This is a genomic window from Kribbella sp. WER1 (assembly GCF_054189145.1).
Map to the genome: position 1 here is coordinate 1,196,749 of NZ_CM135186.1, position 11,760 is coordinate 1,208,508.

Below are 11,760 nucleotides of genomic sequence, written 5' to 3' on the forward strand. Positions count from 1 at the left end.
GCATATGTGACACTTTTTCTCAGAATCAACAACGAGTGTCACAAAGGTGGTGCTGAACCCACCTCGGGAAGTGGGTTTGCCGCACTGGGGAGCCCGGTCGCGCGGAACCAGGATGGAGTCATTCCGTTCAAGGGCTAAACAGTTTCCCCGGAGGACCCCGTGACCACCACCCTTACTCCTACGGCCGACCACCGCGGCCCGGTCACCGGACGCGAGCGTGCGCTCGCACCGGACCTGATCCGCGGTGCGATGCTGCTGCTGATCGGCCTCGCGAACAGCGCGAACTTCGCGTTCGCCGGCCAGCCCGGCGTGGAGAGCGCGCCGCACGGCTTCGAGCGCATCCTCAACTTCCTCAAGCTGACCTTCGTCGACGCCCGGGCGTACCCGGTGTTCGCGGTGATGTTCGGCTACGGCCTGGTCCAGCTGGCCCGCCGCCAGCAGGCCTCCGGCGCCACCACCTCCGCCGTCCGGCGGATCCTCGTCCGGCGCAACGCCTGGCTGATCGCGTTCGGCGTCGTGCACGCGACCTTGCTGTACTTCGGTGACTTCCTCGGCGCGTACGGCATCGTCGGCATCATCTGCACGCTGTTCCTGATCAACCGCGGCGACAAGTTCCACCGGATCGTGCTCGGCATCTGGGCGTTCATGACCCTCGAGACGCTGTTCGTCGCCGCCAAGGCCATCCTCTCGATCGTCACCAGCTCGGGCCCCGCGCACGCGCTCACCAACTCCCCGAACCCGTCGCTCGGCGCCTCGTCGTACCTCGGCAGCCTGGTCGACCGCCTGCACGAGTACCCGGTACACGCGGCCAGCGTGATCCCGTTCATCATCATCGTCTGGCTCGGCATCTGGGCCGCCCGCAAGCAGCTGCTGGAGAACCCCGCCGCCCACAAGACCCTGCTGACCCGGGTCGCGGCCGGCTGCCTCGGCATCACCTTCGCCGGCGGTCTGCCGCTCGCGCTGATCGGCGCCGGCTGGCTGCACGTCGACCAGGCCGCGGTGGACTCGGCGAGCCTGCTGTCGCACGTGTCCGGGATGTTCGGCGGGCCGGGGTACGTCGCCCTGTTCGGCCTGATCGTGCTGCGGATCCGCAACCGCTCGCTGCCGGTCAGGGCGATCTCCGCGCTGGGTCAGCGCTCGCTGTCGGGCTACCTGTTCCAGTCGGTGTCGTGGATGCTCCTGCTGGCTCCGTTCACGCTGGACCTGCGGTTCGGGAGTACGGCGTACACCGCGGCGCTGGTCGCGATCGGCGTCTGGATCGTGTCGGTGATCGGGGCGTACGCGATGAGCCTCCGGTCGTACCGCGGCCCGGCCGAGACCCTGCTGCGCCGGCTCGTGTACTGACTTGCGAGGATTGCTTTCATGAGTGACTTCGGCGTTCCGGAACCCGCCAACCTCTCCGATCTGTCCGCTGCCGCACCGATCGCCGAGACCAGCGTCCGGCTCGCGTTGCCCGCGGAGGCGAACGAGATCGGCGAGATCCAGGTGGCGGCCTGGCGGGCGTCGTACGCCGGGCTGCTGCCGGCCGAGGTCCTCGCCGATCTGAACCCGGCCCAGTTCGCGGCCCAGTGGCGGGCCGCGCTGCTGGCCCCGGGCGAGGCGCGGAACCGGGTCCTGGTCGCGCTGGCCGACCGGACCCCGGTCGGCTTCGCGGCCATCACCCCGTCCGACGACCCGGACGCGGACCAGCAGCACGACGCGCTGGTCGCCGAGCTGGCGGTGAGCCCCGAGGCGACCCGCGCCGGGCACGGTTCGCGGCTGCTGAACGCGGTCGTCGACACCGCCCGCGCGGACGGCTTCAGCCGGGTGACCGCGTGGGTGAACACGACCGACGACGTCCTGCGCGCCTTCTACACCGAGGCCGGCTGGGCGCCGGACGGCGCGCACCGCGAGCTCGACCTGTACGGCGACGAGTCCGTGCGCATCAAGCAGATCCGGCTGCACACCGACCCCGGCGCGGAGTAGCTCCGGCAGGCATGACAGATTGTCACGGACCGATCACGCGTGGCCATCTGTTGGAGTCTGCATGAAGTACCTCACCCTGGCCGTCGGCCTAGGGCTTTCCGCCGTCACTGTCCTCGTCGTCCCGGGATCGGGGGCGACGGCCTCGATGCAATCCGCCACCGTCGTCGACCGGCCGCATCCGGTGGCGACCAAGTACCTGAAGCAGAAACCCGCCTGGACCAAGTGCGGCGAGGACGACCTCCGCACGTACTGCGCGAAGATCACCGTCCCGCGCGACTGGGCGAACCAGTACGCCGGCAACGACCTGCAGATCGCGGTCAGCAAGGTGGCTCCGGCCAAGGGCACGCCGAGCCGGGTCGTGTTCGGCAACCCGGGCGGACCGGGTGGCGCCGGGCTCGGGATGGCGCCGTACCTCGCGAGTCAGCCGGGGATCGCCAAGGACCACCTCGCGGTCGGGTTCGACCCGCGCGGCACCGGCGGCAGCTCGAACGTCAGCTGTGAGGGTGCGCCCGGGTACACGATGGACGCGCGCGACCGGGATCCGCAGACCCGCGCGCTGGTGAACGCGGCGTCCCAACTCACGCAGCCGTACTGCGACAGCCAGTCCCGCGGCCTGATGCCGTACATCACGACCGCGCAGACCGTGCAGGACATGGACCTGATCCGGCAGCTCCTCGGCTTCGACACGATGGACTACGTCGGGTACTCCGGCGGCACCTGGCTCGGCGCGTACTACCAGACGTACTTCCCCGACCACGTCGGCCGCTTCGTACTGGACTCGAACACCGACTTCACCGGGACCTGGCTGGACACGTTCAGCGGCCAGCCGCAGGCGTTCGAACGCCGGTTCCGCGAGGACTTCGCGCCCTGGGCGGCGAAGTACGACGCCGACCTGCACCTCGGGTCGTCGCCCGGAGCGGTGATCCGGTTGTACGAACGGTTACGGCGCGCGCTCAAGGCGGCGCCGGCGACCGAGGAGTTCCTGGACGGCGCGGTGAAGATCACGTACGACGAGAACGCCCTCGACCAGATGGTCACCGGGGATTTGTACTCGAAGCTGGACTTCCATTCCCTGGCCACCGATCTGCGTTTTCTGACCGGCCTTTCCGCGGCGCAGGCAAAAGGTGGTCCGCGGGCCGCGCAACGACAGGTCGACGCACTCCCGGCGGCCCGTCAGCAGCAGCTCGTCGAACGCGCGCACCGGGCGCCGATCGGGCTCCGGATGCTCGGCGAGGTCGACTCCGAGAACGCGACCTTCACCGCGATCACCTGCAACGACACACCGTGGCCGCAGGGCAGCGAGTACGGCGAACAGCTCGCCGCCCGGCTCGGGCCGCACTACCCGCTGACCGGCTGGACGATGGCCGAGAACCCGTGCTTCTCCTGGAAGCGCCCGAACCTCACAATGCCAACGCCTACGGGCAAAGGCTTGCCCACGACGCTGATGGTGCAGTCGGTCCACGACCCCGCGACGAACTACGGGCTCGCGGTCGCGGCTCACGAGCGGTACGCCGGCTCGCGGCTGGTGACTGTCACGGGTGAGGGCGACCACGGCGTGTACGGCGGCGTGAACCGGTGCGCGGACCGGATCGTCAACGCGTTCCTCAGCACCGGGGTCGCGCCGACGGCGGACGTCAGCTGCCGCGGCGAGGGGATCTTGGCGCCAGGGCCGGAGGTGCCGGGCGCCGAAGCGGTCGAAGGCGCTCCTTTACAAAAGATCGCCGGATTCACGAAAGCCGTTTCCGGATATCTTCGGTAACGAGCGTTTGACATTCTGCGGAATTCGCGACCGGGTGGTCACGGTGGGCGAATTCCGGGGAATGATTTCGTTGTCAGGACATAGTTGTCAGGGAGATGTCAGGGTTGCGTCCCTGTGCGACGCAGCGTGATCACGGCACGCTTGATTCAGCGCGGAGGACCGGGCGTCGACTGGGAGGGCTCGACGACGGCCTACGCCGGACGTGGCTTCGGCCGGCTGTGCGGGTGGGGGGACTGCCGACGACCCGGGGGCAGGGTCGGACAGAACACAGCCGGTCGGGTCACGCATCTCCAGATCCCTCGCGGGGCACCGTCGATCCCCCAGGTCGTGGTGCCTCGCGAGGCTCCAGCACGTTTCACAGCGTGTCTCGGGTCCGATCCTGTGGTCGTGGGCCTGGCGGGTAGCCGTCGGCTACGGCGGCTAACGGGGCGGATCGGCCGGCTGACCAGGCTGTGTGGAGGGTTTGGCGGTCGAGGGAGGATTCGACGGCTGTGCGGGTGGATTCGTAGTCGGGTTGTTCGATGCGCGGTACCGGTGCCTGGATGACCTCGCGGACCTCGTCGGCGGCTCCGAGCAGGAACGCGGCGTACTCGCTCCGCCCACGATGCTGGGCGACCGCGGCCAGTTCCTCGAGCACGCTGGCCGACCGCCACCGGTCCCCCAGATCCCGATGCTCGGCAAGGCTTTCGTCGAGCAGGTGTACGGCGCGCTCGGTCAGCCCACGCCGCCGCTCGACGATCCCGAGCTGGTTCAGCGACCACGCCACCCCCTCGCGGTACCCGAGCTGCTGCGACAACGCGAGACTCTCCTGCAGCAGCTCCTCCGCCTCGACGAGCTCCCCGCCGTACTGCGCGATCGTCCCGAGGCTGATCAGCGACCAGGCGAGCCCTTCGCCGTCCCCGACCACCCGGAAGCTGTCCCGCGCCCGCCGGCACCGCCGGGCCCCGATCTCGAGATCCCCCCGCAACCACGCGACGAACCCGAGGTGGTTGTGCGCCCACGCCATCCCCGCCCGATCGCCGAGGCTCTCGTACAGGTCGTAGCTCTCACAGTGCAGATCCTCCGCCGCGACGTAGTCCCCGCGCTCCCGCGCCACTCCCCCGAGCCGCTGCAGCACCATCGCCGTACCGGCCTTGTCGCCAAGCTCCTTGTACTGCGTCAACGCCAGCTGCAGCCGCTCCGTCGCCGCGTCGTACTCGCACTGCAGGAACGCCAACGTCCCGGACCCGAGGTTCGCCTTCGCCCGCGCGGGCGCGAGGTCCGGCGCATCGCCGAGGCCCAACGCACGCTCGAGCCACTGACTCCCCTCGGCATAATGACCGCGGAGATAGCAGAACAGCCACAACCCACCAGCAAGCCGTAAAGCCTCGGAGACCGCGCCGGTCCGCACCGACCACGCCATCGCGGCCCGCAGGTTCGCCAGCTCGGCCTCCAGCCGGTCCAGCCACTCCCGCTGCTCGGGCCCGCGCAGCCGCCCCTCGGCCTCCTCGGTCAGGCTCAGGTAGTACGTCGCATGCCGCGCGGCCGTCGCGTCGGCATCCCCCGCGGCGTCCAGCCGATCGGCCGCGAACTCCCGGATCACCGCGAGCATGTAGTACCGCGTGACCCCGTCGCGCCGCGCCACCTTGATCAGCGACTTGTCCGCCAGCCGCCCGATCAGGTCGAGCCCTTCGACCCGCGTCCGTACGCCGCTCAGCACCGCCGTCGCCGCCCCGAGCGTCCAGCCGCCCTTGAACACCGACAGCTGCGCGAACATCTCCTGCTCGGCCGATGTGAGCAGCGCATGACTCCACTCGATCGCGCCGTACATCGACTGCTGCCGCGGCGACAGCGTCCGCGATCCGCCGGCCAGGATGCCGAACGACGTCTCCAGCTCGCTCGCCAGCTCCTCGATCGTCATGACGGTCGTCCGCGCCGCCGCCAGCTCGATCGCCAACGGCATGCCTTCGAGCCGGCGCACCACGCGCGCCACCTGGTCGAGCTGCCCGGTCGGGTCGTACCCGCGGGCAGTCGCGCGCTCCACGAACAGCCGTACCGCCTCGGACGACTCCAGGTGGTCCTCGTCGTACGGCAGGCTCAGCGCCGGGACGACGTACACGCTCTCGCCGGCCACGCGCAGCAGCTCCCGGCTGGACAGCAGGATCGACAGGTTCGGGCAGTACTCGAGCAGCGTGGCGCACAGATCCTCGACGGTCGCGAGTACGTGCGAGCAGTTGTCGAGGACGAGCAGGATCGCGCTGCGGCCGATCTGCTCCGCGATGTCGCTCGCGAGCCGGCTCTGCAGACCGATGGCTTCGGCCACCGCCGGTACGACGGCCTCCGGATCGGTGAGCGGCGCGAGCGGAACCCAGCACACCCCGTCCTGGAAGGCGTCCGCGACCTGGCTCGTGACCGCCTGCATCAGCCGGGTCTTCCCGACCCCGCCGGGACCGGTCAGCGTCAGCAACCGGGTGATGCGCTGCCTGAGCAGGCGAGTCGTCGTGGTCAGCTCGGTGCTGCGGCCGACCAGTTCGCTGGTCGGGACCGGCGGCGGACGCAGCGGCATCCGGGCGGTGTCGGTCTCCTGACGGGCCGCGGCGGTGAGCCGCAACCGGTCCTGGTCGCCTAGCCGCAGGGCATCGGCGAGCAGCCGCAACGTCTGCGCCCGCGGCGCACGGCGGCGTCCTCGTTCCAGTGCCGCGATCGCGTCGACGCTCAGACCGGCAAGCTCCGCCAGCCCCTCCTGCGACAGCCCCGCCTCCCGCCGGTGCCGGCGCAGCAGGCCACCGAATCCAGCCCCCTGCACGTCGTCCGAGCCGCGGCGAGACCCGTCTGACGGCACAGGACGGCCCCACCCAGTCTCCGACCTCTACGTGGCGGCTGCCACGTACCCTCCCGAAAATAGCCCGAACCACACCGGGTTGTCAGGCATTCGTCTCAGCTCCCGGCGAGCTTGTCGCCGGCGTGCTGCCCGATCGCCTTCCGCATCGTCTCCCGGGCCCGCCGCCGGTCGCCGGCCGCGTCGTACGCCGTGGACAGCCGGAACCACACCCGCCAGTCGTCCGGCGCCGCTTCTGCCTCCGCCCGGTACCGCCCGAACGCCGCATCCGCGGCGGTACGGTCGATCCGCCCGGACGGCCGCCGCGGCAGGTCGTCGACCGGCAGCCCGCCGGCCGCCTCCAGCTCGCGGGCCAGTACCTCGGTCTGCCGCCCGAACCGGATCTCCCGCCAGACCAGGTACGCGCCGAGCAGCGGGATCACCAGGACGGCGATCCCGAGCACGACGGCGACCGGCTCCCCGGTACCGATCAGCAGCACGCCGCGCCAGCCGATCAGGACGGCGTACACCACAAACACGACCGCCAGCACGAACGCGGTCTGCTTGGCCTTCATCTCAGGACAGGTCCATGAAGTGCTCGAGGCCGACGGTGAGACCCGGCGCGGCGCCGATCCGCCGGACACCGAGCAGGACACCGGCCATGAACGACACCCGGGCCATCGAGTCGTGCCGGATCGTCAGCGTCTCGCCCTCGTCGCCGAACAGCACCTCCTGGTGCGCGATCAGCCCCCGCAGCCGGACGCCGTGCACCCGGATCCCGTCCACGTCCGCACCGCGGGCACCGTCCAGCGCCGTCGTCGTCGCGTCCGGGATCGGCGGCGCCCCGGCCTCCCGGCGCGCCTGCGCAACCAGCTCCGCGGTCCGCCGCGCCGTACCGGACGGGGCGTCGACCTTGTCGGGGTGGTGCAGCTCGATGATCTCGACGGACTCGTAGTACCGCGCGGCCTGGGCGGCGAAGCGCATCATCAGCACGGCGCCGATCGAGAAGTTCGGCGCGATCAGCACCCCGGTCGCCGGCGACTTCGCAAGCTGCTCGCGAAGGGTCGCAAGCCGGGCGTCGTCGAAGCCGGTGGTCCCGACGACCGCGTGGATCCCGTGCTCGATGCACCAGGCCAGGTTGTCCATCACGACCTCGGGCCGCGTGAAGTCGACAACCACCTCGGCCCCGGCCTTCACCAGCTCCTGCAGGTCGTCCCCCTGGTCGAGCTGCGCGACCAGCTCACAGTCGGCAGCCTCCTCGACCGCAAGGCACGTCTGAGCACCCATCCGGCCCTTGGCCCCCAGCACACCGACCTTGATCATCCGCACACACCCTCGTCCCTAGGAGGACACCAGGATCTCATCCGGCCTTCGGCACCCAGACCAGCAGGTCCATGGTCTGCCGCGGCGGCGCCAGCTGCCGGTAGTCGGCGTGGAAGTCCAGACCGCAGGACCGCAGAGCGGTGATGTCCTGGTCGGTGATCGCACGGTTCAGGATGATCAGCGGCGCCGGGACCGGGCGCTTCTTCCGGCAGACCTCCTCGATGCCGGCCACGGTCCGCGCGCGTTCGGTGGGCGCGATCCAGGCCTCGCCGAGCGGACGGCCGCCGAGCATCAGCACCAGCCCGGCCATCTTGTCGAGCGCGAGGATCGGGCGGCCTGGCTTGAGGTACGGGCGGAGGTCCTCGGTGAGCCTGCTGTACGCCTGCTCGTTCTTCGGCGTGAGCCGGAGCCCCTTGAGGGCCGGCTGGGTCGCGGCAGCGGTCAGCTCCGATGTCGGCGGCGAGCGGTACGGGTACTTCGTCAGGCCCGTGAACGCGATGGTCGTGGTCGCGACGAGTGACCCCACGAGTACGACGCCGACGATCGCCCGGGCCGTGACCGGTGTCGCCCAGATCCCCGTGAGTACGGCGATCATCAGCGCGGCCCAGGCGGCGAACGCGTTGAAGCCGATCACGTAGAGCGGGGTGTTCGTGCCGAAGGCCTGCACGAGCGGGAGCAGCAGGAGCAGGACGAGCAGCACCCACGTCCGGGTGTTCTCCCGGCACAGCCGCGAGCATTCGGTCACACCGGCCCGCCAGCCGATCACCGCGCCGGCCGCGGCCACGACGGTCACCAGGACCGCGGCGAGCAGCGTCGGCGGGTACGTCGAGACGTGGACGGTCCCGCCGGCCGCACCGCCGTACCCGATGATGCGCCAGGCCGAGACGGCGAGCCCGAGGACTGCGAGGGCGATCGCGACGCGGCGGACCGCGCGCGGACGTGCGACGACCGCGACGGCGGTGGCTACCAGTAGCAGGCCGTGATACCAGAGTGTGCGCCCGAGGAGGGTGAGGCCGGTCGTCCAGTAGTGGTGCAGGAGTTCCGTCGGCGAGTACGACGTGCCCGCGATGAACCGGTTGACGGTCAGGATCCCCGGCACGGCGACGTTCAGGCGGATCACGATCAAGTGGACGAACAGCACCGCGACCGCGAGACCGACGAGCGCGAAAAGGATGCCGCGGGCAACGGCCCGCCATCCCTGGGCGGCCAGTACGACGATCGCGGCGAGCACGATCAGCCCGATCAGCGCGACCGACGTCCACTTGGCCAGCACCATCGCGCCGATCACCAGACCGGCCACGACCGGTACCCAGAACGGCGCCGGCGTACCGCGGTCGACAGCCGTGGCCATCCACAGCACGCAGGAGATCAGCAGCAGCGCGCCGAGCAGGACGACGTCGTTGTACCCGGGCGACAACGGCAGCCAGGCGTAACAGATCCCACCGGCCGCGAGGATCACCGCCGTACCCGCCGCCTCGAACCACCGCGTCGGCGGGATCGCCGGACGCCGGCCGCGGAGCCAGCGCATGAAGGTGTACCCGAACAGGACGTGGACGACGACCACCGTGCACAGCCGGAACACGCGGAGCCCGGGGATGCTGTACCCGAGCAACTGGAAGACCGGTCCGTACAGGTATTGCACGCCGGTCAGCGCCAGCGGGTTGTTGTGCCACCACCGGTACGAGAGTAGGTAGTAGCCCTCGTCGGTGATGTCGAACCCCTTGCCGGCGGCCAGGGCCGCGGCCACGATCCACCACAGCGCGAGGCCGGTGGCGACCGCGGTCACCCCGGCGAGCAGCACGAAACGTCTGCTTGCCGGGGAAACTATCTTCACGGCCGCAACCCTAGGCCATCACTCCTGCGCTATCCCGCAGCTACGCCTGCGGAGTACTCCGCCTGCGCCTCCTCGGCGAAGTGACAGGAGACTGTTTGGCCGGAGGTGAGTTCGCGGAGTTCGGGGACGTCGGTGCTGCACTTGTCGGTGGCGCGGAGGCAGCGGGTGTGGAAGCGGCAGCCGGTGGGTGGGGAGACTGGTGACGGTGGGTCGCCGGCCAGGACGATGCGTTGCCGGCCTTGGCGGGCCAGGCCGGGTTCGGCTGACAGGAGGGCCTGCGTGTAGGGGTGGGCGGGGACGTCGTACACCTGCTGGTGCTGGCCCAGTTCGGCGACCTTGCCGAGGTACATGACCGCGACCCGGTCCGAGACGTGCCGGACGACGGACAGGTCGTGCGCGACGAAGATGATGCTCAGGCCGAGCTCGCGCTGCAGCCGCATCAACAGGTTCACCACCTGCGCCTGCACGGACAGGTCCAGCGCCGACACCGGCTCGTCGCACAGCAGTACGTCGGGGTTGAGCGCGATCGCGCGGGCGATCCCGATCCGCTGCCGCTGGCCGCCGGAGAACTGGTGCGGGAACTTCGTCTCGTCCTCGGGGCGGAGACCGACCAGTTCGAGCAGTTCGCGGACCCGCTTGCGGATGTCGACGCCCTTCGAGACGTCGGGGTGGACCTGGAGCGGCTCGCCGACGATCTCGCCGACCCGCATCCGTGGGTTCAGGGCGGAGTACGGGTCCTGGAACACGACCTGGACGTTGCGCCGCCACCGCCGCAGTTCACGGCCGCGGAGCTTGCTGACGTCGACGCCGCCGTACGCGATCTGGCCCTCGGTCGGCTTCTCCAGCGCCGCGAGGAGCCGGACCAGCGTCGACTTCCCGCAGCCGGACTCGCCGACGATGCCGAGCGACTCGCCCTTGCGCAGCGTCAGGTCGACGCCGTCGACGGCGCGGACGATGGTCTTGGTCCCGAAGCTCAGCGCCGGGCTGATGTCGTAGTGCTTCACGACATTCGTTGCCACCAGCAACTCGTTCACACGGCCTCCTTCGCGGCGAGGGTCGTACGCCGGATGCACGCCGCGTCCCGGCCGGGGGCGACCGTGAGCAGCGGCGGTACGTCGAGCGCGCAGTCGTCGACCGCGATCGGGCACCGGGGCCGGAACGCGCAGCCGGACGGAATCGCCAACAGCGACGGCGGCGTACCGGGAATGGTCGGCAGCTCGCGGCCCTTCAGGTCGGCCGACGGCATCGACCCGAGCAGGCCCTCGGTGTACGGGTGCACCGGGTTCGCCAGCGCGGCCGACGTCGCGGCCCGCTCGACGACGTGCCCGGCGTACATCACGACCACGTTGTCGGCGACGTCGGAGACCACGCCGAGGTCGTGGGTGATCAGTACGACGCCCATGTCCCGCTCGGCCTGCAGCTCCGCGATCAGTTCCAGGATCTGCGCCTGCACGGTGACGTCGAGCGCCGTCGTGGGTTCGTCGGCGATCAGTACGTCGGGGTCGAGGGCGAGCGCCATCGCCAGCATCACGCGCTGCCGCATCCCGCCGGAGAACTCGTGCGGGTAGTCCCGGACGCGCTTGGCCGCGGCCGGGATCCGGACCCGGTCGAGCATCTCGGCAGCCTTCGCCATCGCGTCCTTCTTGGACATCCCGCGGTGCACGCGGTAGCACTCGGCGATCTGGGTGCCGACCGACTGCACCGGGTTCAGCGCGGACAGCGAGTCCTGGAACACCATCGTGATCCGGTTCCCGACGATCTTGCGCCGTTCCTTCACGCTCATCGCGATCAGGTCCTCGCCGCGGTACTCCGCGGTCCCGGACACGATCCGCCCCGGCGGCATCTCCAGGATCCCGGTCAGCGCCTGGGTCGAGACGCTCTTGCCCGACCCGGACTCCCCCAGGATCGCCAGCGTCTCGCCGGCCCGCACCTGCCAGGACACGCCGTCGACGGCCCGGACGGAGCCCCGCGGCGTGTCGAACTCGACGGTCAGGTTGTCGACCTTGAGCAGTACTTCGCCAGTAGCAGTCATCGGGCCTCCCGGTCTGGACTGAGGAGTGGAGGGAGCCCGGTCCTGGGGCC

At 70.3% G+C, this 11,760-nt stretch carries 9 protein-coding genes; 3 read left to right on the forward strand and 6 right to left on the reverse strand.

What is annotated here, in order from left to right:
* Positions 1–159: 159 nt before the first annotated feature.
* From ACXJJ3_RS05895 to ACXJJ3_RS05905, 3 genes are all read left to right on the forward strand, one after another.
* Entirely contained in the window at positions 160–1,344 is a 1,185-nt protein-coding gene (locus tag ACXJJ3_RS05895) for a DUF418 domain-containing protein (RefSeq protein ID WP_458168922.1), read from the forward strand.
* A gap of 18 nt (positions 1,345–1,362) precedes the next feature.
* Positions 1,363–1,965 carry an N-acetyltransferase family protein gene (locus ACXJJ3_RS05900; RefSeq protein WP_458168923.1) on the forward strand — a complete coding sequence of 201 codons (603 nt, stop codon included), beginning with the start codon at positions 1,363–1,365 and terminating at the stop codon, positions 1,963–1,965.
* A 61-nt stretch (positions 1,966–2,026) separates the two neighbouring features.
* Positions 2,027–3,724 carry an alpha/beta hydrolase gene (locus ACXJJ3_RS05905; RefSeq protein ID WP_458168924.1) on the forward strand — a complete coding sequence of 566 codons (1,698 nt, stop codon included), beginning with the start codon at positions 2,027–2,029 and terminating at the stop codon, positions 3,722–3,724.
* Positions 3,725–4,079: 355 nt separating this feature from the next.
* Here the strand turns inward: ACXJJ3_RS05905 and ACXJJ3_RS05910 are convergent, their stop codons facing one another.
* From ACXJJ3_RS05910 to ACXJJ3_RS05935, 6 genes are all read right to left on the reverse strand, one after another.
* On the reverse strand, positions 4,080–6,545 hold the full coding sequence (locus ACXJJ3_RS05910; protein WP_458168925.1) for an ATP-binding protein: 2,466 nt from the start codon (positions 6,543–6,545) through the stop codon (positions 4,080–4,082).
* 95 nt (positions 6,546–6,640) lie between these two features.
* Positions 6,641–7,096 (reverse strand): hypothetical protein, encoded by a 456-nt coding sequence (locus ACXJJ3_RS05915; protein ID WP_458168926.1) that lies wholly within the window; start codon positions 7,094–7,096, stop codon positions 6,641–6,643.
* A 1-nt stretch (position 7,097) separates the two neighbouring features.
* On the reverse strand, positions 7,098–7,844 hold the full coding sequence (gene dapB / locus ACXJJ3_RS05920) for a 4-hydroxy-tetrahydrodipicolinate reductase (RefSeq protein WP_458168927.1): 747 nt from the start codon (positions 7,842–7,844) through the stop codon (positions 7,098–7,100).
* A 37-nt stretch (positions 7,845–7,881) separates the two neighbouring features.
* Positions 7,882–9,678 (reverse strand): hypothetical protein, encoded by a 1,797-nt coding sequence (locus ACXJJ3_RS05925; RefSeq protein WP_458168928.1) that lies wholly within the window; start codon positions 9,676–9,678, stop codon positions 7,882–7,884.
* 29 nt (positions 9,679–9,707) lie between these two features.
* Positions 9,708–10,712 carry an ABC transporter ATP-binding protein gene (locus ACXJJ3_RS05930; protein WP_458168929.1) on the reverse strand — a complete coding sequence of 335 codons (1,005 nt, stop codon included), beginning with the start codon at positions 10,710–10,712 and terminating at the stop codon, positions 9,708–9,710.
* Entirely contained in the window at positions 10,709–11,710 is a 1,002-nt protein-coding gene (locus ACXJJ3_RS05935; RefSeq protein WP_458168930.1) for an ABC transporter ATP-binding protein, read from the reverse strand. The genes ACXJJ3_RS05930 and ACXJJ3_RS05935 overlap by 4 nt, the downstream gene beginning before the upstream one ends.
* Positions 11,711–11,760 lie beyond the last annotated feature (50 nt).

Coding starts and splice junctions, on each gene's coding strand:
- ACXJJ3_RS05905 (WP_458168924.1), top strand. CDS start 2,027: ATGAAGTACCTCACCCTGGCCGTCGGCCTAGGGCTTTCCGCCGTCACT.
- ACXJJ3_RS05935 (WP_458168930.1), bottom strand. CDS start 11,710: ATGACTGCTACTGGCGAAGTACTGCTCAAGGTCGACAACCTGACCGTC.
- ACXJJ3_RS05915 (WP_458168926.1), bottom strand. CDS start 7,096: ATGAAGGCCAAGCAGACCGCGTTCGTGCTGGCGGTCGTGTTTGTGGTG.
- dapB (WP_458168927.1), bottom strand. CDS start 7,844: ATGATCAAGGTCGGTGTGCTGGGGGCCAAGGGCCGGATGGGTGCTCAG.
- ACXJJ3_RS05900 (WP_458168923.1), top strand. CDS start 1,363: ATGAGTGACTTCGGCGTTCCGGAACCCGCCAACCTCTCCGATCTGTCC.